At 39.4% G+C, this 26,894-nt stretch carries 23 protein-coding genes and 1 other annotated feature (1 of these 24 running past the window's edge); of the genes, 9 read left to right on the top strand and 14 right to left on the bottom strand.

The genetic code is table 11. The features are described 5' to 3' along the window. Nucleotides 1-58: a sequence feature (ribosomal protein L20 leader region), on the bottom strand; it reaches 73 nt to the left of the window's first position. Nucleotides 59-146: 88 nt separating this feature from the next. From pgdA to ACLNCS_RS03280, 7 genes are all read right to left on the bottom strand, one after another. Continuing rightward, a complete protein-coding gene (pgdA, locus tag ACLNCS_RS03310; protein ID WP_225750141.1) occupies nt 147-1,541 on the bottom strand; it encodes a peptidoglycan-N-acetylglucosamine deacetylase PgdA in 1,395 nt (464 codons plus the stop codon). Nucleotides 1,542-1,656: 115 nt separating this feature from the next. Beyond that, entirely contained in the window at nt 1,657-3,384 is a 1,728-nt protein-coding gene (ezrA, locus tag ACLNCS_RS03305; protein ID WP_424847192.1) for a septation ring formation regulator EzrA, read from the bottom strand. Nucleotides 3,385-3,464: 80 nt separating this feature from the next. After that, nucleotides 3,465-5,411, bottom strand: a complete 1,947-nt coding sequence (gene gyrB, locus ACLNCS_RS03300; protein WP_070677562.1) for a DNA topoisomerase (ATP-hydrolyzing) subunit B — start codon at nt 5,409-5,411, stop codon at nt 3,465-3,467. Between the two features lie 14 nt (nt 5,412-5,425). Then, nucleotides 5,426-5,989 (bottom strand): HAD family hydrolase, encoded by a 564-nt coding sequence (locus ACLNCS_RS03295; RefSeq protein ID WP_315940885.1) that lies wholly within the window; start codon nt 5,987-5,989, stop codon nt 5,426-5,428. Nucleotides 5,990-6,099: 110 nt separating this feature from the next. Continuing rightward, complete coding sequence (locus tag ACLNCS_RS03290) at nt 6,100-6,648, bottom strand: DJ-1 family glyoxalase III (RefSeq protein WP_070677564.1); 549 nt, start codon at nt 6,646-6,648, stop codon at nt 6,100-6,102. Between the two features lie 10 nt (nt 6,649-6,658). Continuing rightward, a complete protein-coding gene (locus tag ACLNCS_RS03285) occupies nt 6,659-7,882 on the bottom strand; it encodes an FtsW/RodA/SpoVE family cell cycle protein (RefSeq protein WP_070677565.1) in 1,224 nt (407 codons plus the stop codon). Nucleotides 7,883-7,915: 33 nt separating this feature from the next. Further along, on the bottom strand, nt 7,916-10,366 hold the full coding sequence (locus tag ACLNCS_RS03280) for a bifunctional DnaQ family exonuclease/ATP-dependent helicase (RefSeq protein ID WP_225750138.1): 2,451 nt from the start codon (nt 10,364-10,366) through the stop codon (nt 7,916-7,918). Between the two features lie 121 nt (nt 10,367-10,487). Here ACLNCS_RS03280 and ACLNCS_RS03275 point away from each other — a divergent pair, with 121 nt between their 5' ends. Then, nucleotides 10,488-10,673 (top strand): hypothetical protein, encoded by a 186-nt coding sequence (locus tag ACLNCS_RS03275; protein WP_006148859.1) that lies wholly within the window; start codon nt 10,488-10,490, stop codon nt 10,671-10,673. Between the two features lie 23 nt (nt 10,674-10,696). Here ACLNCS_RS03275 and ACLNCS_RS03270 read toward each other — a convergent pair whose 3' ends face one another. From ACLNCS_RS03270 to ACLNCS_RS03250, 5 genes are all read right to left on the bottom strand, one after another. Continuing rightward, nucleotides 10,697-11,545, bottom strand: coding sequence for an NAD(P)H-hydrate dehydratase (locus tag ACLNCS_RS03270; protein ID WP_424847188.1), 849 nt, complete (start codon nt 11,543-11,545; stop codon nt 10,697-10,699). A gap of 3 nt (nt 11,546-11,548) precedes the next feature. Then, entirely contained in the window at nt 11,549-12,373 is an 825-nt protein-coding gene (locus ACLNCS_RS03265; RefSeq protein WP_424847186.1) for a phosphate ABC transporter ATPase, read from the bottom strand. 137 nt (nt 12,374-12,510) lie between these two features. Further along, complete coding sequence (locus tag ACLNCS_RS03260) at nt 12,511-13,368, bottom strand: bifunctional methylenetetrahydrofolate dehydrogenase/methenyltetrahydrofolate cyclohydrolase (protein ID WP_414311943.1); 858 nt, start codon at nt 13,366-13,368, stop codon at nt 12,511-12,513. A 528-nt stretch (nt 13,369-13,896) separates the two neighbouring features. Beyond that, a complete protein-coding gene (locus tag ACLNCS_RS03255) occupies nt 13,897-14,631 on the bottom strand; it encodes an amino acid ABC transporter ATP-binding protein (protein WP_424847184.1) in 735 nt (244 codons plus the stop codon). Then, nucleotides 14,631-15,314 carry an amino acid ABC transporter permease gene (locus tag ACLNCS_RS03250; protein ID WP_004253828.1) on the bottom strand — a complete coding sequence of 228 codons (684 nt, stop codon included), beginning with the start codon at nt 15,312-15,314 and terminating at the stop codon, nt 14,631-14,633. Before ACLNCS_RS03250 ends, ACLNCS_RS03255 begins: the two co-directional genes overlap by 1 nt. A 205-nt stretch (nt 15,315-15,519) precedes the next feature. On the opposite strand from ACLNCS_RS03250, the gene ACLNCS_RS03245 reads away from it, so the two are divergent. The 5 genes from ACLNCS_RS03245 to ACLNCS_RS03225 all read left to right on the top strand — a co-directional run bounded on the left by ACLNCS_RS03245 (nt 15,520) and on the right by ACLNCS_RS03225 (nt 19,947). Next, the gene (locus ACLNCS_RS03245; RefSeq protein ID WP_004253825.1) at nt 15,520-15,750 is read left to right on the top strand and encodes a DUF1797 family protein; all 231 of its coding nucleotides are present in this window, start codon (nt 15,520-15,522) and stop codon (nt 15,748-15,750) included. Nucleotides 15,751-15,990: 240 nt separating this feature from the next. After that, nucleotides 15,991-18,240: an ATP-dependent Clp protease ATP-binding subunit gene (locus tag ACLNCS_RS03240; protein WP_225750135.1), complete on the top strand. Its 2,250-nt coding sequence runs from the start codon at nt 15,991-15,993 to the stop codon at nt 18,238-18,240. 89 nt (nt 18,241-18,329) lie between these two features. Next, nucleotides 18,330-18,779 carry an NUDIX hydrolase gene (locus ACLNCS_RS03235; RefSeq protein ID WP_070677574.1) on the top strand — a complete coding sequence of 150 codons (450 nt, stop codon included), beginning with the start codon at nt 18,330-18,332 and terminating at the stop codon, nt 18,777-18,779. Nucleotides 18,780-18,842: 63 nt separating this feature from the next. Further along, nucleotides 18,843-19,142, top strand: a complete 300-nt coding sequence (locus tag ACLNCS_RS03230) for a DUF1827 family protein (RefSeq protein WP_070677576.1) — start codon at nt 18,843-18,845, stop codon at nt 19,140-19,142. Nucleotides 19,143-19,314: 172 nt separating this feature from the next. Next, nucleotides 19,315-19,947: a GNAT family N-acetyltransferase gene (locus ACLNCS_RS03225; protein ID WP_074324287.1), complete on the top strand. Its 633-nt coding sequence runs from the start codon at nt 19,315-19,317 to the stop codon at nt 19,945-19,947. A gap of 47 nt (nt 19,948-19,994) precedes the next feature. On the opposite strand, the gene metK is transcribed toward ACLNCS_RS03225, so the two are convergent. Beyond that, nucleotides 19,995-21,185 carry a methionine adenosyltransferase gene (gene metK / locus ACLNCS_RS03220; RefSeq protein ID WP_074324253.1) on the bottom strand — a complete coding sequence of 397 codons (1,191 nt, stop codon included), beginning with the start codon at nt 21,183-21,185 and terminating at the stop codon, nt 19,995-19,997. 236 nt (nt 21,186-21,421) lie between these two features. Beyond that, nucleotides 21,422-22,120: a GntR family transcriptional regulator gene (locus ACLNCS_RS03215; RefSeq protein WP_225750133.1), complete on the bottom strand. Its 699-nt coding sequence runs from the start codon at nt 22,118-22,120 to the stop codon at nt 21,422-21,424. 140 nt (nt 22,121-22,260) lie between these two features. Between ACLNCS_RS03215 and guaA the strand changes: the two genes are divergently transcribed. The 3 genes from guaA (at nt 22,261) to ACLNCS_RS03200 (ending at nt 26,887) form a co-directional block, all read left to right on the top strand. Then, nucleotides 22,261-23,823, top strand: a complete 1,563-nt coding sequence (gene guaA, locus ACLNCS_RS03210) for a glutamine-hydrolyzing GMP synthase (protein ID WP_004253965.1) — start codon at nt 22,261-22,263, stop codon at nt 23,821-23,823. A 246-nt stretch (nt 23,824-24,069) separates the two neighbouring features. Further along, nucleotides 24,070-24,843 (top strand): ABC transporter ATP-binding protein, encoded by a 774-nt coding sequence (locus ACLNCS_RS03205; protein ID WP_070677584.1) that lies wholly within the window; start codon nt 24,070-24,072, stop codon nt 24,841-24,843. Beyond that, complete coding sequence (locus tag ACLNCS_RS03200; protein ID WP_070677586.1) at nt 24,833-26,887, top strand: FtsX-like permease family protein; 2,055 nt, start codon at nt 24,833-24,835, stop codon at nt 26,885-26,887. The genes ACLNCS_RS03205 and ACLNCS_RS03200 overlap by 11 nt, the downstream gene beginning before the upstream one ends. The last annotated feature ends 7 nt before the right edge of the window (nt 26,888-26,894 follow it).

The following is a 26,894-nucleotide window of genomic DNA, read 5'->3' as shown; positions in this document are numbered from 1 at the left end:
TGTAGGGGCCAGACAACGTTAGTCGCAAGGCGAGAAGTTCTCACTTCTGCTTTTCTCATCTTGTATATGATATCAAGTTTTTCCCTACTTGTCAAGATAAAAATAATCTTTTTTAATTTTTTTCTAATATTTGAATTTAATTTCAACTATTGGTTTCGAGAATAGTATATCTCATGTGGTTTTTCACGATTCCCTAGTAATTCAGAGACTGTAACAAAGCTATACCCTTGTCCCTGCAAATATTCAATAACTTTTGGCAATGAATTAACAGATGTTTGATGGATATCGTGAATGAGGATGATAGACCCATCTGTCGTTTGACGTTGGACTTGTGTCAGAATCGCTGCTTCATTTTTACTCTTCCAGTCCAAACTATCGACATCCCACATGATAAAGCTCAAATCAAGGCTATTACGAATATCATCCGAAATAGCACCATATGGTGGACGCATCAATTTTGTGCTCTTTCCGAGAACACTAGTAATTGCTGATTCAGTATCCGTAATTTGTTTCTTGGCATCTTCTAATGAGAGTTGTGTTAAAACTGGATGGTTCCAACTATGATTTCCGACTTCATGCCCCTCAGCCTGCATACGTTTAAGGATAGCTTCATTACCTGCAATATTTTTCCCTTGGACAAAGAAGGTAGCTTTGATTTTGTACTTAGCTAAGATATCCAAGGCTTGTGGTGTTGTATTGCCATCGGGACCATCATCAAAGGTAAGAGCTACCACTTTTTTATGTTTTTCCGCTTGAACTTTCTTATAAAGTTCAGCATCTTTCTCTGTTAGATAGGATGTTTGAATATAATCAAAGAAATCTGAAATAGGCATTGCTATTTCTTCTATATTAGTCATTGCTTTGACTGGATATAGAACCAATTGACTATCTTTGTAAGCAAACTTCCAGCTTGACAATTCTGCAGCTGAGAAATCAGCTGAAACTTGGTCAACAATTGATTGCTCTATTTTTTTATCTTGGAGAGCTGACTTAACACCCTCAAGGATTTTTTCTTTAGCTGTGGATGGGTCTGTAAAGAGTTGATCCATGGTAAAGATAGAGCCATCCTCTTTCAGATACAGCTGGTCTAAAGTAGTATTTTCTAATTCAACGACATTAGAATTTGCTAAGTCATAGGCCTGTTTTTTTATCAAACGATTTTCAACCCCAGTTAAAGTGGAATCCCCTTTTTCTGAGTAATAAAAAATCAACTGTTCTTTACCTTCTACTTTGTCAGTGATGTCTTTTACGATGATATCTTTGACAGAGGAAATAAGGCTGTCTCCTACTAGTGGATAATAGGTGATAATTTCAGATTTTTCTTTGCGGAAATGCTCTTTTTGACTTCCTTGGGAGTAGGCGTCATCTTTTTCCTTCTTGAGACTCTCAATCTTCTGTTCAAAGGCTTGCTTGTTCAACACTTTATAGGTAATCACACTACCGAGTGCTAACATTGTTAGAAACAAAAGCAAGACAAGAGTGCCAAGCTTTTTATTATTTTTCTTCTTTACTTTATTCTGGGGTAATCTCTTTTTTGTCATAGTCTTATCATATCAAATATGAACTATAATTTCAATGAAAACATGGCAGGGAAAGATTTAAAATAAGTAAAGAAAAGTAAAAGAACCCTAGAAAAATCTAGGATTCTTTTATAAATTAGAAACGAATACTTTCTCTTGTTTTTTCATAAGAAGTAACGAATCGATTGGTAACACCAGGCTCAGCAACTTCTAATGCTTGAGAGATTTTTTCGAAAGATGCTTGGTAATCAAATGTTGTTTCAAAGATATTCAAAGCTTCTTGGAAAGCTTGTTGAATACGATCATCAAATGATCTGTAACGGTTCGAATATTGAAGCAATTGTTCTGTCAATGTTGCATTTTGAACGATACTGTATGTTTCTTCTTCTAACATATTCATATCATTTGTCGCAATCTCAAGGATACGATTCACAGATTCGATATTCACTTGCGCTTGTTCCAACTCAGCCATCAAGTCTTCTGTACTGTGGCTTGCATCAAAGAAGAGCTTCAAGAATTTTTGTGGAATTCCTGGAAGATTTCTCTTCTCCATGTAGCGTTTAATCGTATGCAGACGGTTGACATATACATTTGCTTTTTGACGAGCATTGATGTCATCTTTTTCAATTTGAACGAGACGCTCACTAACACCGATTTGGTCATCTTCAATATCTTTTAATGTAGATTGGAGATTTTCCAAACGTTCTTGTAAGACAGAATATGCTTCTGAAACTTCTGACTCTGCATTATTCATTTCTTCAACAGTAGCATTCAAGGCTGAGATATCAGCTTGAAGACGACGAACTCGATTCACATCGCTTTCTGAAATCAAATAGGTTTTCCCAAGACGTTCGATATCTTTAACCAGTACCTGATTATTTTCTTTCAAGTGTTTAAGATAGGTAGGAAGGGTAGTTACCAATTTCTCAAAAGCTTTATGTGCTTTAATTTCACGTGTGAAAATATCATAAAGTGCATTGATTTCTTCCTGGATTTGAGTGTTTTCATACTCTGCATTATCCAACTCCAATGTACGGATATTTTCGTGATTATTCTTCAAGGCTTCATAGAGTAGTTGAAGACGAGATTCGATATCAGTTTCTACAAAATGGTAGTTTTCATCTAAAAGCTTGCGGTAACCTGCTTCTAAATCTTCAAGTTGTTCTGGCAATTCAGTAGTAAGCTTAGTGACAATCGCTGGAATTCTTTCAACGATATGTGTCAAAGCTAAAATATGATTTTCAGCGTTATCTAAAATGCCTGCTGCTTCAACCGGATCTCCCGATGAATTCAAGGTTACAAATTGAGAAAACTCAGATTGGATGTTCTCCAATTGTTTTTCAATTTCTGGAAGAGCTTGACCATATTTTTCAGGATCTTCAGCTACAGTGTTTTGTAGTTTCTCAAATAAATCTAGGGCATGCAGAACACGTCCACTATTTTTTGACTCTTGTTTTTCCAACTCAGACAAGGCATTACGAATTGCTGCAATATCTTCTTCAACAAGTTGGATTTGACTTTCAATTTGATCAATCTGGTGCTTAGCTTTCAAGAAACGGAATGAGTTATTGTATCCTTCAGCTTCAAAGAGGTTATTCTCGATATCTGCAAAAGAGTTAAGAGACAAATCTACCCATTTTTGGTTCCATTCTCTAAAAGCAATCTGACTTTGACCGATCAGATGCATGTTTTTTACAACCTCTACCTCATCATTAACAGGAAGGTTATATAGTTCTTCTTTTTTTTCTTCTAAAGCTGCAAGCCTACTCTCATTTCGTTTACGTAGCAAAATTGCTACTGTAAAAGAAATAAGAAGCAGGACTGCAATTCCAATCAAAGTAATAATCAACTGATTATTTGACATATCAAACTCCTTTTATACATGACACAATTGTAATGATTATATCATATTTTTCAAACCTTGGGAACTATTTCCTAATATTTTTATACGTCAAGAGTACTGTAAACAGCATTTTCTTCGATAAATTCTCGACGTGGTTCTACTCGATCACCCATGAGCATATCAAAAACCTTATCTGCTTCTGCAGCGTCATCTACTGATACACGAGCCATGAGACGATGTTCAGGATTCATCGTAGTTTCCCAAAGTTGGTGGTCATCCATCTCTCCAAGACCTTTATAACGTTGAATGGTTGGTTTAGAACGACCTTCGCTGTAGCGAGCCAGGGCTTCTTGTAGGCGGATTTCTTGGTCTGCGCCAGGTTGAATATATTCTTTAATCTCACTACCAACTTTGACACCGTAAATTGGTGGTTGAGCGATATAAACATAACCAGCCTCTAGAACGGGTTTCATATAACGATAAATCAGAGTTAACAAGAGAGTGCGAATATGGGCTCCATCGACATCAGCATCTGTCATGATAACCAGTTTTTGATAGCGAGCTTTGCTAACATCGAACTCAGCGCCAAATCCTGTTCCCATAGCTGTGAAAAGACTACGAATCTCCTCATTAGCTAAAATCTTATCCATGCTCGCTTTTTCAACGTTAAGGATTTTACCACGAATTGGTAAGATGGCTTGGAACTCACGATTGCGTCCTGATTTTGCAGAACCTCCTGCAGAGTCTCCTTCGACGATGAAAAGTTCAGTTTCAGCTGGATTGTTTGATGAACAGTCCGCTAATTTTCCTGGAAGATTTGAAATTTCTAAACCAGATTTCTTACGTGTAACTTCACGCGCACGCTTGGCAGCAACACGCGCTTTGGCAGCCAAAATCCCTTTTTCGACGATTCGCTTAGCAATCTGTGGATTTTCCAAAAGGAAGTCAGAAAATGCATCGCTGAAGAGGCGATTGGTAATCTTCACAACTTCACTATTTCCAAGTTTGGTCTTAGTTTGCCCTTCAAACTGAGGGTTTGGATGCTTCACAGAGATAACAGCAGTCAATCCTTCACGGACATCCTCACCTGTAAGGTTATCCTCGTTATCTTTTAGGAGTTTGTTCTTGCGAGCATAGTCGTTAATGACACGAGTCAAGGCTGTGCGGAAACCTTGCTCATGTGTTCCACCTTCATGGGTATGAATATTGTTAGCGAAACTCATGACATTCTCGTGGTAACCCGTTGTGTACTGCATCGCGACTTCCACTGTAATATCATCCATTTCACCATCTGTGTAGATTGGTGTATCAAAGATAACATCCTTGTTTTCGTTGATGTACTCAACGTAGCTCGCAATCCCGCCTTCGTAGTGATAATGCTTAGTTTGTTCAAGTCCTTCACGTTTGTCAGTGATAGAGATTTGAAGCCCGCGGTTCAAAAAGGCTAGCTCTTGAATACGTTTATTTAATTTATCAAAATCAAATGTCGTTGTCTCAGTAAAAATTTCTGGGTCTGGAGTAAAGTGAACGATTGTCCCTGTTTTATCCGTATCCCCGATCACCTCAAGGTCTGCAACAACATGACCACGACGGTATTCTTGGTAATGAATCTTTCCATTTTTATGAACACGAACATCCAACTGAGTAGAAAGAGCATTTACAACAGATGAACCTACACCATGGAGTCCACCAGATACCTTATATCCGCCACCGCCGAATTTACCTCCGGCGTGAAGAACTGTGAAGACTGTTTCAACTGCAGGACGACCTGTTTTTTCTTGGATATCAACAGGGATACCACGCCCATCGTCGATAACTGTAATGGAATCATCAGGTTCAATAAAGACCTCGATATGACTAGCAAATCCTGCCAAGGCCTCATCGATAGAATTATCTACAATTTCCCAGACTAGGTGGTGAAGACCCTCTTTCGAAGTTGAACCGATGTACATCCCTGGACGCATACGAACAGCTTCCAGACCTTCCAAAACTTGAATTTGACTGGCATCATAATCTTGTGCCTGTTGGTTTTTAATATCTTCTGTCATTTTTCCCCTTTTTCTTACATGTCTATTGCTTGTTTTAAGGACACAATATCCTCAAAGAGATAGGCATCTAAGCCTGCAGCATGTCCTGCTTCTACATCAATGGCACGGTCACCAATGACTAGACCTGACGTTATATGATACTTATCACGTAAATAAATCATCGATTCAGGATCAGGCTTGCGTTTAAAACCTGAACTAGCCGTCACTACTTCTGTAAAGTAAGGAGCTATCTCAGTTTTTGCTAAAATCTCCAATACCTGATCGTTTCGATGAGAAACCAAGAAATTACGGCCACCTTGGTTTGATATTTCTTCCAAGAGTGCCGGAATCCCATCAAATAAAACTGGGTGTTCAAGCTCACGGGCTTCATTTTCCTTATATTTCTCAAGAAAGTTTTCAATACCTGGAGCATACTTTTCGATAGCAAAGGCAGTCGATATCTTCAAAGCCTCGTAAACACTATCGTGTTCCTGCTCAATCCCGAACTCTGCTAATGTTTCTACAAAAGCTGCTGTAGAAGTTTCATAATTATCAAGCAGGGTTCCACCTAAATCCCAGATGTAATCGTGATATTTCATACCCTTCATTATACCATTTTTTATAAAAAAAAGCGATGTTTACCTTGGTTTTTGCCATTAAAAAAGAGAAGAATCTTCTCCATCAAGAAAGATTCTCCTCCGTTTGTTCATTATTTTTCAAATAGGTCTGTGTAGAGCATGCCATTTCTTAGAGACTCAGCATCTCCGCCCAGTGTTTCAACCAAGTAGTAAGCAAAGACTAAAGCTGTTGCTGGTCCACGGCTCGTAATGATATTTCCATCCACTACGACTGTTTCTTTGTGGTAGTGACCGCCAGCAATTTGTTCTTGGACTCTATCATAGCAGGTGAAGTTTCTTCCTTCTAGGAGACCAGCTCGATTCAAAGCAATTGGAGCAGCACAGATGGCTGCCACCTTTTTACCGATTTTCTCAAATTTTTGAAGTTCAGTGATTAATTGTTCATTGTCCCGCAAGTGGGCAGCGCCAGGCATACCTCCTGGAAGGACAATCATGTCATACTCTGATAAATCACCATCAAACACTCGATCAGCCTGAACTTGAATGGCATGTGAACCTGTCACTTTATCTTCAAATCCTACCATATGGCAGGTGATATTTGCGCGGCGCATGACGTCTACGACCGTCAAGGCTTCAATTTCTTCAAAACCATTTGCTAGGATAACTGCAACTTTAGGCATAGCGACCTCCTTATTTCACTTTTTTCAATACAACTTTTTTACGTTTGAATCTTGTTCGACCACTCTTTTCATCAGCCAAATGGGTTTGGTAGCTCATCGATAACAGCAAACCGACACCAATTAGATTACTGATAATAGCTGATCCCCCTTGGGAAATAAAGGGCAAAGGAATCCCTGTCAGAGGAAGAAGACCAGTAACCGCACCAATATTTTCAAAGATATGGAACAAGAGCATCATGATAAATCCAGTTGAGATGTAGGTATAAAATTGATTATTGGATTTTAGGGTAATCTTTAACATGCGATAGATGAGCAGTAGATAGAGTGCAACCACTACAACTGAACCAATAAATCCAAAATCTTCCGCAATTACTGTGAAAATCATATCACTCTCGCGGACTGGAATAAGGAGATTAGACACATTAAAGCCTTGACCAAAAATTCCACCGCTACCAATCGCAATTTGACCCTGCGCCTGTTGATAGGTAGTCGTTTGGGCATAATCAAAGGGATTGAGCCAAGCTAGGATACGATTTATCTGATAAGTTGGCATCCCAATCTGATGCATAAAGGCACGCCCGTCTTTTGTGATAAAGATTGCTAGGAATCCTGCAATCGCCGATACAACTGCTACAAAAATTGGAATAATAATCTTCCAAGAAACACCAGACAATAAGACAAGTCCTGCAAAGATTGCGACAAAAACCATAGCTGTACCAAGGTCACTTTGCAAGGCTAGCAAAACCATAACTGGCATCGTGAAAACAATCATCCACAAAATTAATAAAAAATCTAAACCAATCGTTCGTTCTTTGTCTTTATGTTTCTTGGTAAAGGTTACGATAACGTATGCCAGCATCAAAATATAGGATATCTTCATGAATTCGGAGGGTTGAAAAAGTGTATAACCACCGATTGACACCCAGTTTTTCGCACCAGTTGCAGCTACTAAACTCGGCTTGTAGAAGACTAAAGGCAAGACCATCAAGGCTAGACCGAGTCCATATAAATAAGGCGTGGACTGCCAGAGAAATTTTGTGTTAAAAAACATGACTATGAAGCTAAAAACAATCCCTAGCGATATCCAAGCCAGTTGTTGTCCAAGTATGGACCAAACATTGTTTGGGTAGTCATGACTAACTGCTATATAAATAGCTACAACTCCAATCACCAACAAACAAAATACTGGTAATATTAAACTATAATCGACCCTAGAGTCGAGAGAACGTTTCATAAAAGGCCTCCTTCATTCTTTCAGGTATTCATTTCATTGTTTATTTAAAAATTCTTGAACTTTTGAGAATACTTGCTCTCGGCTAATATTCCTTACTCGACTGGTACGAGACAGAGCCTTGCTGATTTGTTTGCCATATCGTTTACTTGACATACGGCTATCTAAAATCAAAACTGCGGAGCGTTGACCAACTCGGCGCATGGTTCGTCCAATCGCTTGCTTAAGACGAATAATGGCCATAGGAAGCTGATAATCGTAAAAAGGATTTTTTCCTTCCAAACGAAGTTCTTGATTCATCTTTTTAGTAAAGGGATCTTCTGGATTTTGGAAAGGTAGACGAGTCACCACTTCAATAACCCGCGGATGTCTTGAAAAATCGACACCTTCCCAAAAACTTCCCGCCCCAAGCAAGAGCTCACGCTCGCCTCTTTCAAAGCGTTTTTTCAATTGGGCTGGTTCTCCGTGCTTGTACTGGGCCAGATGGGGAACCCTCAAAGCATCTGAAACTTGCAACAATAAATCTTTTGCAGTAAATAAGACTAGAATGGGTTCTTCAAGCTGGAATAATTCTTCTAGAACTTCTACAATTGCTTGTGCATATTCCTCAGATGAAATTTCTGTCACCAACGGAAAATCCTTCACTAATAAAATTTCCTGATTTTCCTGAAACTGTTTGTCCATGCAGTAAAAGGCAGCTTGAGGAAAACCTAACAATTCTGGTAAAGAAACCCTACTACTAATTTCAAGAGTTGCAGAGATTCCTAAAAGTTGACAGGATTCTGGGAAAATCTGAGAAAAGAGCAAACGATGATTGCGACTAGAAGTGATTTCAACCTTCTTACTAGACACATCTGAACTCGATAACCAAAATTCTCCCTCAGATGTAAAAAATCTCTGATAGTCTTTAAATTCTGGTAAATTCAACTCAGAAAAATCTTGGTGGAGCTTGTCAATGCTACTAGCTGGGCACATCTTCCGTTTACCAGATAGAAACTGATCGAGTAGGTAAGAAACTTCAAAACGAATACTTTCTAGCAAGCGTCTTTGAAGCATACCTTCTTCTCTCGATAAAGCTTGGTCTAGTTGATCTAGCAAATCCGTTAACAAATAAGTTTTACGAGAAAGATTTTCCAATGTCAACAAGACTTTCTGGGCTTCATCTAAAATCAAGAGACGCCCTTCTAAAAGACTCGGATCATCTTCAAGTCGGGTAACTAAGTAAGCATGATTGGTCACAAGCAACTTGCAAGAACGAGCCTTGTCCTGACCTCGTTTCCAAAAATCCTCTAGCCAAAAGAGAGAGTTTTTGTGAAGATTACCATCGTGTACCAAGTTCGGTAAAAATTGCTGGTAGCGATATAGCTGACCAATCTCGTCTAAATCTCCTGTATCTGTCTCTGTCAACCAAACTAGAAGTTGCATCTTGAAACGAGTATACAAACGATTGGACTCTTCTTCCTCTAGCGCTGCATGAAAGGCATCTAGCTTCAAGTAATTCTGAGGACCTTTAAGACTATGAATAGAGATTTGGAAAATCTCTTCTAGTTTTTTTGCCTCCTCTTGCATCACCTGATTTTGAAGGATTTTAGTCGGAACACTGAGTAGGATTCCCCCTTCATTCTCAAGTGACAAGGCCGGTAGCAGGTAACCATAGGTTTTCCCGATTCCTGTTTGAGCCTGAATAAAGGAAATGGCTTCCCCTTGTAAAAACTCTTGAACCTTTTGGGCAAATTCTTCTTGTTGACTTCTCTCCTCCAAACCTAGCAAGGCAATATTAGTTTGGAAATCTTTTGAGAGTTTGCGTGGAGAAAGGACTGGCTTCTCTTTTCTTAAGAATAAGCCTTGCACTTCTACCAAATCATGCTCAACGAGGAGAGACTGTTTCTGATAAACTTCCTCGATGACTAGGTAAGATTCATAGAGTAAGCTGTCTGATAAACTCAATAAGCGCTCCAACAACCCTTTTGGCAGTCCAAACATTTTTTGTCTCATACAAAGAAAGAGTTCTGCTGTTGCTTGGGCATCAGATAGGGCTGAATGGGCTTGCTCTAGAGGAATCCCCAACTCTTGGCAAAGAATGCCGAGATTATACTTCTCAAGCTGAGGGTAAAATACTTGAGCCAACTCCACTGTATCGATACGAGGCGTGCGCAATTCATAACCCTCAAAAAAGAGGAATTCTGCCAATAAATTAGCATCGAATTGAACATTGTGCGCAACAAAAATACCGTCTTTGACCAGTTCAAAAATCTTTTCAGCCACCTGAGAAAACTCCGGAGCCTTTGCCAAACGTTTATCAGTCAAACCCGTTAATTCTTTGATATGAGAATCCAAGTGTTCATGAGGGTTGACATCAGTCGCATACTGCTCAACAATCTCACCATCTTCAATGACTACAATTCCCACTTGGATGATTTTTGCCTTACTTCCAGTACTTGTTGCTTCTAAATCTACAACCACGTACCGATTATTTCTAAAATTCATCACTAAAAATTATATCAAAATTTGCACCATTTGACACCCCTGAACTTTATTTGAAGAGTCAAGTTTCTTGCAAGATTTAAAAAAAAATGATTGAATAGAATTGTAGTAAAGGAGGGAACTCATGAACCCATTAGATTTGTTTAATCAAGTAAAAGAACTCATTGAGAACAAAGATTTTTCTGCAGCAAAAACTTTTGTTGAAGAAAACAAGGATCAACTCGGTGAGTACCTAAGCCAAGCTCAAGCTTTGGTTTCAGGCTCAGAAGGACTTGACGGTCTTGTAGATAAGGTCAAAGGCCTCTTCTAATCATCAAAAGACACCTGGAAAAATCAGGTGTCTTTTTGTATTTTTTTCATGAATGCAGGAATATGTTGACTAATCGTGGTTGGCAGAACTACAAAGTTGTCCTCAGCTAGTTCTTGGGCAATGGCTGAATGTAGATAGGTCGCTACCGTCACTCTTTCATAGAGACTAACTTGTGGGAATTGACCAGCAAAACCAGCAATCATCCCAGCTAGGGTATCTCCCATGCCCCCAGTCGCCTGATATGGACCACCAACACTTAGCTGATAACAATCAGTTTGACCAGCTAGCCAGATTCTAGTCGCAGGACCTTTTTGAACTAGAATCGTTCCTGAAGGAAATCTCTTCAAAGTCTCTCCTGTTTCCTCAGTTCCCTGAGAATCCAAATCTAAACCTGACAAGACTTGCCATTCCCTTTGGTGTGGCGTTAAAACAAGCTGAGCCTTAGGAAATTTCATTCCCGTCTTAGCAAAAATGGATAGGGCGCCACCATCCAGTATGAGAGTCTGATCTTGATTTGAATGATTAAAGACTGTTTGGAGAAGCTCTTCTCCACGCTCATCATCCACTAGTCCAGGTCCGACCAAGACAACACTTGCTTTCTGCAATTGTTGCTCGATCAATTGCTTATCACCAAGGTCAAAAGCCATAGCCTCCGGCAGATGGCTATGCAGAGCTGGAATATTCTCTTTATCCGTTGCTACTGTCACCAAGCCTGCACCACTTCTAACAGCCCCTAAAGCAGCCATAATAATCGCTCCCCCATAAGGATACGTTCCCCCTATCAAGAGAAGACGACCATAGTCTCCCTTATGACTAGAACGAGGACGCTCGATGATCACTTTTTTCAGTAGAGCTTGATCAATCTCTTTCATACACTACTCCTTCAACTTATCCTTACCATGTAGTACTTGAGTAACCTTAGTATTCCAATCCTGTAACCCTTCTCCCTCATAGTCTAGGTAAATCACTCTATCTTGCAATTGACAAGGAATCAAACCTTCAAAACAAGCCTTATCTTTTGAAGGAATAACACATAAATGAAGAAAGGTATCCAAATCTAAACTATCTCTTACCTTCGCAATATGATAGCCATCAAATATATAACCTGGTGCTTGAATTAATTTTTCATACAGAAAATGAAAACTAACGCCAGGAATGAACTTTTCTTGTAATTCCTCCTCAGACGGTGCCCGTCCTAACAAACGCTCCATAGCGAGTCGGTAACCCGAAGTCGTATTAGACCATCCGAACATGATATAGTCAAAATAATCTGCTGGATCAGAAGCTGCATTACGACTATCTGTAACTAGCTCAGCCCCACTTTTACCAAATACTTTTACCGCCGACATGAGTTTTCCAGTCTGAAAAATAGCCTGAGCCACCTCAACTGTACAAGTATGACTACAATAATTTGAAGTCACTAACCTCTTATGTAGATCATAAGTCGAGGCTACTCTTTTATCTGTAGGGGTAAATGGTTGCAGAAAAGGATGCTGACAGAGGTAAGCTAAAATCTCTTTTTTTAAACAAGAATTAATACACTCGATACTTGTTTGGCGTTTATGAAGTTTTTCGTAAGCTATAAATTTAGCAATCTTTTCTAATTCCCACTCTTGGATATTTGGATAATTAATTAGTGCTAAGTGATATATTCCATTCCATTGCAAACTATATTCTCCATTATAAATTTTTAAAATCATCTAATCACCTCACTTTATTATACAATAAAAAGGAGGCGCAAACCTCCTTTTGTAATCTTATATCTAAAATTTAATACTCATTTCTGCCATTTTAAATATAGCTATAGAAAATACACTCTATTGAGCGAATGTTTCTCTTATTTTCTATCCAATGTCCGAAGTGCAGCCTGATAAGTCTGCTCCATCAGCATAGTAATGGTCATTGGACCAACTCCACCAGGTACAGGGGTGATATGACTAGCAATTGGTGCAACAGCATCGTAATCAACATCTCCACAGAGCTTGTCATTTTCATCTCGGTTCATCCCTACATCAATGACAACTGCACCTGGTTTGACAAAGTCGGCAGTCACAAACTTGGCGCGACCGATAGCTACGACCAAAATATCGGCTTTAGAAGCTACTTGGGCTAGATTGTGGGTGCGAGAGTGGGTCAAGGTTACAGTTGCATTCTTAGCCAATAGCAACTGGGCCATGGGTTTCCCAACAATATTTGAACGACCAATGACAACCGCATTTTTACCTTCTAAGTCAATCCCATATTCATGAAACATTTCCATAATCCCTGCAGGTGTTGAAGGAATCATAACTGGGTGACCAGACCAGAGACGTCCCATGTTGAGAGGATGGAAACCATCCACATCCTTTTCAGGGTCAATTGCTAGTAAAACAGCTTCTTCATCGATGTGTTTTGGTAATGGAAGCTGGACCAAAATCCCATGCCAAGCTGGATCTTGATTGTATTTAGCGATTAATTCTAACAATTCCTCTTGAGTAATGGTCCCAGGAACTCGCACGACTTCACTTTGGAAGCCTGCAGCGATAGCAGAACGCTCCTTGTTGCGTACGTAAACTTGGCTTGCTGGATTTTCTCCGACTAAAATAACGACCAATCCTGGAACCAAACCTGTCTCTTCCTTTAATTTGGCTGTTTTTTCAGCCAACTGTCCTTGTAGCTTGGCTGCTAAAGCCTTTCCATCAATCATCTGTGTCATGTATTATCTCTTTTCTAAAAAATATTCTCTATTATAACAAAAAATCGTTCGGCATTCTAACACTTCTTACCTAAGATACCCTATAGTCTGAAACTATAAGAAAAGGCTCAGTTGGAGAACTAGTCATTCTCTTACTGGAGGATAAAGGAACTTCACAGAATAAAGATATTAATTTTTGATTCTGCATTTAAAATAATGTATAATGTAAGTAATGGAAGTCTTACAATAAAAGGAGGAAATCCATGCCAATATTTAATAAATATATACTATTTTTTATATTTCTTATACTAGCATTATACTCTGATAAGCTTTTCAAAAAGAACCAACAAGTTTGGAAAATTATTTTCGCAGTATTAGGTATACTTACAAGCATTACCTTCTTATTTTAACTACAAAAAGTAGGCATCAGCATTTGCTGATGCCTACTTTTTATTTATAACTTTAATCTAAACTAAGTAATGAAGTTTTGCTCTAACTTGTCGAACTATCCACCTAAAAAAAGTCGAAATGGATATAATTTTACGACTCTTACAAAACCTTACTCAAGAAATCCTTGGTTCTTTGTTCTTGGGTTTGTTCAAAAACTTGCTCTGGAGTTCCGTCTTCGACAACGACACCGTCAGCCATAAAGATGACACGATCCGCCACCTCACGAGCAAAGCCCATTTCATGCGTTACGATAACCATGGTCATTCCTGACTGAGCAAGTTCTTGCATAACTGCTAGTACTTCTCCTACCATTTCTGGGTCTAGAGCAGAAGTTGGTTCATCAAAGAGTAGGACATCTGGTTCCATAGCAAGACCACGGGCGATAGCGATACGTTGTTGTTGCCCACCAGACAGACTTTGTGGATAAGCATCTGCCTTATCTGGTAACTCAACCTTTGCCAAAAGCTCATGGGCTCTCTTTTCAGCAACTGCCTTACTTTCCCCTTTAGTCTTAATAGGAGAGAGTGTAATATTTCCCATTACCGTCATATTTGGGAAGAGATTGAATTGTTGGAAAACCATTCCCATCTTTTCGCGCATGGCAAAGAGGTCATTTTTCTTATCGGTAATGTCAACACCTTCAAATATAACTTTTCCTTTAGTAGCTTCTTCGAGGAGATTCATCGAACGAAGGAGGGTTGACTTACCGCTACCAGAAGGTCCGATAATCACCACTACTTGTCCTTTTTTGATTTCAAGATCAATTCCTTTTAAAACTTCATTTTTCCCAAAGTTTTTATGAAGGTTTTCAATTTTTATATGTGTTTCAGTCATTATTTCTTATCTCCTTGTCCCATACGATTTTCAAAAGCTTTCAAGGCCAGTGTCAAGATAGAGGTCATAATCAAGTAGTAAAAGGCTGCAAATAAGAGCGGTGTTAAAGGTAGGTAAGTAGTTGTTGATACTGTAGTAGCTCCATTCCACAACTCCATAACCCCGATAGCTGACAAGAGCGAGCTATCCTTGATAATAGTGATAAACTCATTTCCTAGAGAAGGTAAGATATTTTTGATAGCCTGGGGCAAAATGACATAACGCATGGCATTCTTAGGACGAATACCTAGTGAATAAGCTGCTTCTAATTGTCCCTTTGGCACTGCATTAATCCCAGCACGAACTGTTTCTGATACATAGGCACCACTATTCATAGAGATAATCAAAATCCCCGGAATCAAGCGAGTCAGATCAACATCTAAGATCCCAATTTGAATAGTCGGAGCACTAATATGCATCAAGGCAAATGCAATCATAATCTGCACCATCATTGGAGTCCCACGGAAGACCCAGATATATAGATTAGCAAACCAGGCAAGTGGTTTAATCTTTGAACGTTGTGCAAAGGCCAGCAGCACTCCTAGAATGGTCCCCAAGAAGACTACCAAGATAGATATGATAATTGTTACAACGGCTCCATAGTTAAAATATGGTAGATATTTCGGTAAAAAAGAAAAATTCATGGATACTCTACTTTCTGTTTTTAATATTTAAACTTAAAACTTGTATAAGGATAACATATATTGCATAAAAATTCAACATTTTCTCCTAATATTTTCAATAAATTTTCAAAGACGATAGAAATAGCGAGAAATCTTAGTTTTTTTCTAGTCAAGTCGAGTCTGTTTATGGTAAAATAGTAAAGATAAGAAATGGAGGAGAATCAAAATGGAATCACATTTGGTTAGAATCATCAATCGCTTAGAAGCAATGACTAAAGATGGTGGTAACTTGAAACGTAACTTTGAGCGCGAAGGAGTTGTTGTCGCAGAGGTTGCTTTTAACCACGACGAAGAAAACGGACCACTCTTTACACTTCGTGACGTTGAAGCTCGTGAAACATATACATTTGATAGCATCGACCTCATTGCGATGGAAATCTACGAACTTTTATACTAATTGTTGAATAAATGCCGGAGAAGTCTCCTGCTTTGACCAATGAAAATCCTTTTTGCATGACAAATAGGATTTTTCTTTTTATCCCTATATTTCATCTACAAAACTCTTTTATCATGAGTTCTAAGACTCAATCTTTTTACTTGCTTTCCCCTTCAATCATGATATAATGAGACTAAAGAACTTTGACTATTTTTGACCTTTCTGTTTTAGTCAAAGCCAAGAAAGAAACGAGGTAGTGATATGCTCTGTCAAAATTGTAAAATCAATGATTCTACGATCCATCTTTACACCAATCTTAATGGGCAACAAAAGCAAATCGATCTTTGCCAAAATTGCTACAAAATTATCAAAACAGATCCTAACAATAGCTTATTCAAAGGCATTACAGATTTAAACAATCGTGATTTTGATCCATTTGGAGACTTCTTTAACGATCTGAATAACTTTAGACCTTCTTCAAATAATAATGTTCCTCCAACCCAGTCAGGTGGTGGAAATGGTGGCAATGGTGGTTTTGGTTCCCAAAATCGCGGGCCAGCTCAAACACCTCCTCCTAGTCAAGAAAAAGGACTCTTGGATGAGTACGGTATCAACATAACCGAGATTGCCCGCCGTGGAAATGTCGACCCTGTTATCGGTCGCGACGAAGAAATCATCCGTGTCATTGAAATTCTCAACCGTAGAACCAAAAACAATCCCGTCCTTATCGGAGAGCCTGGTGTTGGTAAGACAGCCGTTGTCGAAGGCCTCGCTCAAAAAATTGTAGATGGTGATGTTCCCCACAAACTTCAAGGGAAAGAAGTCATCCGTTTAGACGTTGTTAGCCTTGTCCAAGGTACAGGAATTCGTGGACAGTTTGAAGAGCGCATGCAGAAACTCATGGAAGAAATTCGTGAGCGCAAAGATGTCATCCTCTTTATCGATGAAATTCACGAGATTGTCGGTGCTGGTTCTGCCGGAGACGGCAATATGGATGCAGGAAATATCCTAAAACCAGCTCTTGCTCGTGGCGAACTCCAACTAGTTGGTGCTACTACCCTCAATGAATATCGCATCATCGAAAAAGATGCTGCCCTTGAACGTCGTATGCAACCTGTCAAAGTTGATGAACCAACTGTGGAAGAGACTATTATTATTCTCAAAGGTATCCAAAAGAAATACGAAGATTACCACCACGTTCATTATACAGATGCTGCTATCGAAGCTGCTGCTACTCTTTCTAACCGCTACATCCAAGATCGTTTCTTGCCGGACAAGGCTATTGACCTCCTAGATGAGGCTGGTTCTAAAATGAACTTAACTTTGAATTTTGTGGATCCTAAGGTCATCGACCAACGCTTAATCGAGGCAGAAAATCTCAAGGCCCAAGCAACTCGAGATGAAGATTTTGAGAAAGCAGCCTACTTCCGTGACCAGATTGCTAAATATAAAGAAATGCAAAAGACCAAGGTAACGGATCAGGATACTCCAATCATCAGCGAAAAGACGATTGAACACATTATTGAGCAAAAGACTAATATTCCAGTTGGTGATTTGAAAGAAAAAGAGCAGTCTCAACTCATCAACCTAGCAGACGACCTCAAGGCTCATGTCATCGGTCAAGATGATGCAGTTGATAAGATTGCTAAGGCTATCCGCCGTAACCGTGTTGGGCTTGGAACTCCAAACCGTCCAATCGGTAGCTTCCTCTTTGTTGGTCCTACTGGTGTCGGTAAGACAGAACTTTCTAAACAACTGGCCATTGAGCTTTTTGGTGCTGCTGATAGCATGATTCGCTTTGATATGAGCGAATACATGGAAAAACATAGCGTTGCCAAACTCGTCGGTGCCCCTCCAGGATACGTAGGCTATGATGAAGCTGGACAATTGACTGAAAAGGTTCGTCGTAACCCCTACTCACTTATCCTCTTGGACGAGGTTGAAAAAGCCCATCCAGATGTTATGCATATGTTCCTTCAAGTATTGGATGATGGCCGTTTAACAGATGGTCAAGGTCGAACTGTTAGCTTTAAGGATGCCATCATTATCATGACCTCAAATGCAGGTACAGGCAAGGCTGAAGCTAGTGTTGGTTTTGGTGCTGCTAGAGAAGGTCGTACCAACTCTGTCCTTGGAGAATTAGGTAACTTCTTTAGTCCAGAATTCATGAACCGCTTTGATGGGATTATCGAATTCAAAGCTCTCAGCAAGGAAAATCTCCTACAAATCGTTGACCTTATGTTGGATGATGTGAATAAACGTCTCTCAAGCAACAACATCCATTTAGATGTAACAGATAAGGTGAAAGAAAAACTTGTAGACCTTGGTTACGATCCAAAAATGGGAGCTCGTCCACTCCGTCGTACGATTCAAGACTATATCGAAGATGCCATTACAGACTACTACCTTGAAAATCCAAGTGAAAAAGACCTCAAGGCAGTCATGACAAGTAAAGGTAAAATCGTGATTAAGTCCAAAAATAAAACGGAAACAGTCGAGTCAAACGACTAGTTCCTCACATACAAAAGAATGTTCTTGCTTGACAGTGAGAACATTCTTTACTATTATAGAAAGAAAGCGCACTCACGAAGGAGAACTTTATGGCAAATCCAACATTTGGAGAAAAAAAAGAGGGAGTAACCTACAAAAATAGATATGGCGTTTATGCAGTCATACCTGATGCAAACCATGAAAAGATTATCCTCGTACAAGCTCCAAATGGTGCATGGTTCTTACCAGGGGGCGAAATTGAAGAAGGTGAAAATCACCTTGAAGCTCTCAAACGAGAATTGATTGAAGAATTAGGATTTACAGCTGAAATCGGCACCTACTACGGGCAAGCTGATGAATACTTCTACTCTAGACATCGTGACACCTATTACTACAATCCAGCCTATCTCTACGAAGCTACTTCTTACCAAGAAATCCAAAGACCTCTCGAGGACTTCAATCATCTAGCTTGGTTCCCAATCGATGAAGCTATTACTAACTTAAAACGCGGAAGTCACAAATGGGCGATTGAAGCTTGGAAAAAACAACATCAAATTTAAACTATCTTTACCAAATTTCCCAAAAAGTGCTATAATAGACATAGAAATACAGGAGGAAACCCTATGAAGCTTATCAATACTACAAATTCACACTCGCAACTTGTTAAAAGTCAGCTAGAAAGTACCGACGCAACGCTTGTAGAGGTTTATTCTGCGGGAAATACAGATGTTATTTTTACTCAGGCTCCACTTCATTACGAAATCCTCATTTCCAATAAACATCGGGCAATCCGTGAAAAAGAAATGGAAATAATCAAAGAATTTTTCCTCAATCGTAAAATTAATCAACAGGCTATTGATAAGGCAAATATTAAAACCCTCTATTCTGATAAATTGATTGAGATTTCAATCCCTACAAAATAGAATTAATCTACCCTACAGTTAAAACTGCGGGGTTTTTTAATACCTTTTCTTGTTTATATCTTTAAATAAATTATTGTGAATAAAGCTTTTTTGTGAAAATTTCACACTTTAATCGAAAAATGTGAGAAATTTCGTTATAATAGATAGAGAGATTTTAATGAAGGAGTTTGATATGAAAGAAATAGTATACAGAGAAGCCAGGCTAGATGAATATCAAAAAATTGGAAAAGTGTTGGCTGGTGCCTTTATGGACTACCCTTTCATGACTCTTATTAAAGATGATTTAAAAAAACCAGAATATTACCAAGCATTCTTAGAATTATTGGATAGCCTTCTGACCAGACTCTATATCAAAGGAGAGACCTGTCTGATAGCTGAACAAGACGGGGAAATCATGGCCGTTGCCCTCCTGCAACAAAAGGATTTTTCCATTCTATCTTATTTGCTGAATGGTATGGTCAAGCTTTTCCGTTTTATTACTCTGCGCAATCTCTTGAAATATCTTGATTTGGTGGAACGTTCCGAACAGCATTTGAAAAGATCAGGAAATTTTGACTGGTATTTGATGATGTTGGGAGTCAACGCTTCTAGTCAAAACCAAGGAATCGGGAGTGCTTTTCTACAAGAAGGTGTTGAACCTTATCTTAAATCCAAAGGCTGCAAACGCTTGGGCTTGATTACTAGTACTGAAAAAAATGTTTGCTTCTATGAAAAAAACAAGTATGAATTACTAGATTCGATGATGTTAGAATACGGAACAAAATCTATTGGAAACTGGGCTTTTGTAAAAATACTGGATAACTAATTTTAAACATAAAAAAGATTGGTCTAAGGACCAATCTTTTTTTTAGTTTACTTAACGGCTTCTTTCAAAGCTTCTACTTTATCCAAGCGTTCCCATGGAAGATCAATATCTGTACGTCCCATATGTCCATAAGCCGCTGTTTGACGGTAGATTGGACGTTTGAGGTCAAGCATTTGGATAATTCCTGCAGGACGAAGGTCAAAGATTTGACGCGCTGCTTTTTCAAGTTTACTTTCAGCTACTGTTCCTGTACCGAAAGTATCGATACGGACAGATACAGGTTGAGCTACCCCAATCGCGTAAGCCAATTGCACTTCTGCTTTCTTAGCAAGACCTGCAGCAACAATGTTTTTAGCAATGTAGCGAGCTGCATAAGAAGCTGAACGGTCAACCTTAGTCGCATCCTTACCAGAGAAGGCACCACCACCGTGACGTGAATAACCACCATAGGTATCCACGATGATCTTACGGCCCGTCAAACCTGAGTCTCCTTGAGGACCTCCGATAACGAAACGACCTGTTGGATTGATGAAAAATTTAGTTTCATCGTCAAGATATGAAGCTGGAATCACTTCTTTGATGACCTTGTTAATCACATCCTCATGGATCTGTTCATTGCTGACTTCTGGATCATGTTGAGTTGAAATAACGACAGTGTCCACACGCACTGGTTGATCATTTTCATCATATTCAACAGTAACTTGAGATTTAGCGTCTGGACGAAGGTAGCTAATTTCACCACACTTACGTAGCTCTGCCAAGCGACGAACCAACTTGTGGCTGAGTGAGATTGGCAATGGCATGAGTTCTTCAGTTTCATCAACTGCAAAACCAAACATGAGACCTTGGTCTCCAGCTCCAATCAAATCAAGTGGATCTTGATCCGCATTCCCACGAACCTCTAAGGCTTCATTAACCCCTTGAGCGATATCTGGTGATTGTTCTACCAAGGATGGGTGAACTCCTACCGTCTCCGCAGAAAAACCGTACTCTGTATTGGTATAACCGATTTCTGCAATCGTATCACGAACCACTCGGTTAATATCGACATAAGCATTGGTTGAAATTTCACCGAAAACATGTACTGAACCAGTATAAACAGCTGTTTCAGCAGCAACGTGCGCCTCTGGATCTTGCTCTAGAATAGCATCCAAGATAGCATCTGAAATTTGGTCTGCAATCTTATCTGGATGCCCCTCAGATACAGATTCAGACGTGAATAATTTACGTTCTGACATAAAAATGTCCCCCCTTAAAAAATATTCGTTATAGAGTTACAAAGAACTGGTAGGAAGAGTATTTACAATCAATCCCACCACCTTATCGGGACCATATAACCTAACTATTATAACACGAATCTTTGAAAAATACTCGTATGATTACTATTTTTCTTACTAGGAAAATGTTTTCTAATCATAACCAAATAAAAACTCTTAAAGTAGATGAGTTTCTACTCTAAGAGTGATGTTATAAACTAATTATTTTCTAGATAAAACTCAAACCGTTCTCCGACGTATTGACTCTTTACATACTCAAAAGCCGTTCCGTCATCAAAGTAAGAAACCTGAGTCAAACCTAAAATAGCATGCCCTTTTTCAACTTCTAAGTAATGAGCTATCTTTTCTTTGGCTAAACGTGCGTATATGGTCTGGTGAGATTTACCAATTCGATAACCATGCTCTTGCAAGGTTTGAAAGAAGTGCCTGGTTACTTCCTCTTTTTTGAAATTTTTGATAAATTTCTCAGGAATCGACGCCACTTCATAGACAACAGGAACCTTATCCGCATAACGAACACGCTCCATACGAATGATATTATCAGTTGGCAGTAAACCTAGTTTAACCACTTCTTGCTCATTTGGAATGGTTCGACGATAAGAAATCAAGTGACTAGACGGAGTTTTCCCTTGAGCTTTAACAATCTCCGTAAAACTAGTTGTTCCACGCATTCTTTCCTGAACACGTGTACTTGAAACAAAGGTCCCACTACCTACACGTCGTTCCAAAACCCCTTCTTCAACCAAAAGAGAGATTGCTTGACGTAAGGTCATGCGGCTAACGGCAAATTCTTCTGCTAAATCTCGCTCACTTGGAAGTCTTTCCCCAATTTCCCAACTTCCCTCATCAATATCTTTCTTGATTTGGTCGTGGATTTTCATATAAGCTGGTAACATGCTTGATCACTTCTTTTCTTTATTTTTTCCATTGTACCGTAACTCATAGGGAAAAGTCAAACCGCACTTGTTTGGTTGGTAATTCTAACCCTTTTATGATAGAATATTCAAGAAGATATTTCTTTGAAGAAAGGGAAAAGATGAGCAACATTTCAACTGATTTGCAAGATGTCGAAAAGATCATCGTACTAGACTATGGTAGCCAGTACAACCAACTCATCTCACGTCGTATTCGTGAGATTGGTGTCTTTTCAGAACTAAAAAGTCACAAGATTTCGGCTGACGAAGTCCGTGCTATCAATCCTATCGGGATTGTACTTTCAGGTGGTCCAAACTCTGTTTACGAAGAAGGATCGTTTGATATTGATCCAGAGATTTTTGAACTCGGTATTCCGATTTTGGGAATCTGTTATGGTATGCAGCTATTGACTCACAAGCTTGGAGGAAAAGTTGTTCCTGCCGGCGATGCTGGTAATCGTGAATACGGTCAATCAACATTGACTCACACAGAATCAGCCCTTTTTGCGGGTACTCCAGATGAGCAACTTGTCTTGATGAGCCACGGTGATGCTGTTACAGAAATTCCTGCTGACTTTGTTCGTACTGGAACTTCTGCAGACTGTCCTTATGCATCTATTGAAAACCCTGATAAGAAAATTTACGGTATCCAATTCCACCCAGAAGTTCGCCACTCAGTTCACGGTTATGATATTTTGCGTAACTTTGCTTTGAATATCTGTGGTGCCAAAGGCGACTGGACAATGGATAACTTCATCGAGATGCAAATCAAACAAATCCGTGAAAAAGTTGGAGATAAACGTGTTCTTCTCGGACTTTCTGGTGGTGTTGACTCTTCTGTTGTTGGGGTTCTTCTCCAAAAAGCCATCGGGGATCAATTGATCTGTATCTTTGTGGACCACGGTCTTCTCCGTAAAGGGGAAGCTGATCAAGTTATGGATATGCTTGGTGGTAAGTTTGGTTTGAACATTGTCAAGGCAGATGCTGCCAAACGTTTCCTTGATAAATTGGCTGGTGTATCTGATCCTGAACAAAAACGGAAGATTATCGGTAACGAGTTTGTTTATGTCTTTGATGACGAAGCAAGCAAACTAACAGATGTGAAATTCCTTGCTCAAGGGACACTCTATACTGACGTGATTGAATCTGGTACGGATACTGCTCAAACCATCAAGTCTCACCACAACGTGGGTGGACTTCCTGAAGATATGCAGTTTGAACTGATCGAGCCACTCAACACTCTTTACAAGGATGAAGTTCGTGCACTAGGTACTGAACTTGGCATGCCAGACCACATCGTGTGGCGCCAACCATTCCCAGGACCAGGACTTGCTATCCGTGTCATGGGAGAAATCACAGAAGAAAAGCTTGAAACAGTTCGCGAATCAGACGCCATCCTTCGTGAAGAAATCGCTAAAGCTGGCCTTGACCGCGATATCTGGCAATATTTCACTGTTAACACTGGCGTTCGTTCAGTAGGTGTTATGGGAGATGGACGTACTTACGACTACACCATTGCTATCCGTGCTATCACTTCTATCGATGGTATGACAGCTGACTTCGCTAAGATTCCTTGGGAAGTTCTCCAAAAAATCTCTGTTCGTATCGTAAACGAAGTTGACCATGTCAACCGCATCGTCTATGATATTACAAGTAAACCACCTGCAACCGTTGAGTGGGAATAAAGTTTCCTATAAAATAATAAATAATACTGCTGGAGCATGGACTACAGTGGTATTATTTTTTATAATTTCAATATTAGGATAATTTCTCGACTCTCAACTCCTCTTTTTAAATCCTTGAAACCATGCTATAATATAGTAAGTATAGCTCCAATAACCTAATGATAAAGATTTCTTACATCATCCGTAAGTGTTATTCTACTCTGATTCATATTATAATGAAAGTAACAAAAGATGGAGGTGTTTCACATGGAAACAATTTTACGAGTAGAATCATTAAAAAAGTATTATGGAAAAGAGCCGAATATCACCAAAGCCTTGAACGGTATATCTTTTCAAGTTGTCAAAGGTGAGTTCTTAGGGATTATGGGGAGCAGTGGTTCTGGGAAAACAACCCTTCTTAACTGTCTCGCTACTATCATCAAACCAACTGACGGCTCCATTCAAATGCAAGAAAAAGATTTAGGTCAGTTAAAAGGTAGTCAATTAGCAGATTATAGAGGCAAGGAAATTGGCTATCTCTTCCAGAATTTTGAGCTTTTGGACAATCTGACAGCCAAAGAAAATATTTTACTCCCCTTGTCTTTGCACAAGGTCGATGCCAACGAAAGCAAGGTTCGGTTAAAATTGCTTTCCCAATATCTAGATATTTCTGAACTTCTGGATAAGTTCCCATCTCAATTATCAGGTGGTCAACGACAAAGGGTAGCTGCTGCGCGTGCCTTGATTTTAGACCCTAAGATTGTATTTGCAGATGAGCCCACAGGAGCTTTGGATTCAAAAAATGCGACCATTTTGATGCAAAAATTATCCGAAATGAATCAAGTGGAAGAAACCACCATTCTCATGGTGACCCACGATTCAGTCGCTGCCAGCTTTTGCAACCGCATCTTGTTTATCCAAGACGGAAAACTATTCCATGAAATTCGACGCGATTATCCAAGAGAAAGTCAAGAAGATTTTTACCACAGAATACTAAAGGTCATGGCAGCCCTAGCTGGAGGTGATGGCAATGTTTTCTAAATTAGTCTCAAGAAATAGCAAGAGGGATCGAAAGAATAATGGCTTGTATTTCAGTTCCATGGTTCTTTCTATTATCTCCTTTTACATCATCCTTTCTTTGTCCCATCAAGATGTGATGATCTTTCTCAAACAAATAGAGAGTGACGCTGTAAATAAACTCTTTAGCATGATTCCCATTCTTTATGTAGCAACCCTCTTTATTCTCTTTTTTCTAGTCTACTTCGCAAGCAGTATGCAGATGGAAAGGAGAAAACATGAATTTGGTGTCTATCTAACGCTAGGGATGCGAAGAAGCAAACTGTTCTTGTTGCTCCTACTCGAGGATTTGAGAAACAGTGTCCTTGCCCTTGGAATAGGCCTTCCAATTTCTATCTTGATTTCAGAACTAATCAGCCTAATAACCGCTAAAATTGTGGGACTAGGGATTATTGAACATCAATTTTCTCTATCTACCACAGCTCTACTCTATACAGTCATCGGCTTCCTAGCCGTAAAATTAGCTGTTTTTGTCCTTTTAAGTGCAAAGACGGCCAATATGGAAATCGGAAACCTGCTTGCCTATTCACCCTCTGGAATGAAGAAACTACTCCCCAAGGGGGTATACCTTCTTGCTTCTGTCCTCGGAATTTTGCTTCTAGGAACAGCCTATTACTTGGGGATGAGTGGACGAGCTTGGGAGAGTGTCATAACCATGGGCATCACTGTTTTCTTGGGGACTCTAGGAACTATCCTCCTCTTCTTTGGTATGCGTTTATTTATAGACTTTTTGGTCAAGCTTGGAAACAATCGAAAACTTCATGCCTATAATTTTAGACAGATTCAGGAATTAGTTATCCAGCGCTCAACTATACTGGCCATCTGCTCCCTCTTAATCTTCTCTGCCTTGTGCCTCTTTGGAGCAGGTGTTGCCATTGCAAGTGGCAATTCAAGCAATCAAACCCACGTATTGGATTATACATTTAGAGATAGCAAGCAGGATACAGATGAAAATCTTGATGTAAGTACAGTAAAAAAAGAGCTTGAAGCTGCTGGACTAGAATCACAGTTTTCAAAGATTCTGCAAATTAAAGTAGGCAAACCTAAAGAACACGAGTCCGTGTCCTTCGAAGAGATTATCAAGGAGTTGAAAAAGCAAAAAGACAGCAAGAACAAGGAAATTTTGCTCCAAAGATTTAAACAGTCTACTACTTCCCACCTCATACCAGTTTCCGAATACAATGAACTTAGAAAGGTTGCCAATCTCCCTCCTCTAGAATTAACTAGTAAGGAAGCATATTTGTATATGGGGAAAGATTTTCTGCCAGATGAAAGTCTCGTCAACTCTGTCCTAAAGACAAAGCCTCAAATCAAAGTCATGGGAAATGATGTAAAATTGATTGGAGAGGTTCAGTCTTTACCGATTGTAACGGATCGTGAAATCACCCTCTCTGTTGCCCTCATAGTCCCAGATGAAGTCTTTATGAACTATACAGACGGTCGATACTCGAACTATGTCAGCGGTATCTTAGCTCCTGAGCTAGTCAAGGAAAAAGGCCTGATGAGGGCTATCTCAGATACCAATGAAAAGCTAAATCAAACCTCTCTTGGCTATGAAAGCTATATACAAAATATGGGAAGACAATTATTTTACATTATCTCTGCCAGCTATATCACCATCTATCTGGCTATCATCTTCCTTGTTGTGGCAAATACAATCATTGGCGTTCAGTTTTTGATGGGACAAAGACAATCCTACAGACGATACCAAACCTTGATCCATCTTGGAGCCAACTACGAAACTCTTTGTAAATCGTCAGAAAAGCAAATCAACTGGTATTTTGGTCTACCAATAGCCCTTGCACTTATCAGTAGTAGCTTCGGAGTGAGCTCCCTCCTCACAGGAATATTACCAGCCAGTGCAAGAATGGCCATGGGGCAGAAATTTATCACAGCCATGGTGATAATACTGCTGTTAGCTGGATTTGAAGTCATCTATATAAGAATTGTAAAGAAAAATAGCAACAAGTACTTGTTGTCATTGATGGAACCCAAAAGAGGTGAATAAAGTAGAA

Source organism: Streptococcus sp. CL9.43 (genome assembly GCF_049737935.1).
Taxonomy (GTDB): domain Bacteria; phylum Bacillota; class Bacilli; order Lactobacillales; family Streptococcaceae; genus Streptococcus; species Streptococcus infantis_I.
The sequence above is the reverse complement of the archived record's forward strand: the minus strand, read 5'-3'. Positions and strand labels throughout refer to the sequence as shown.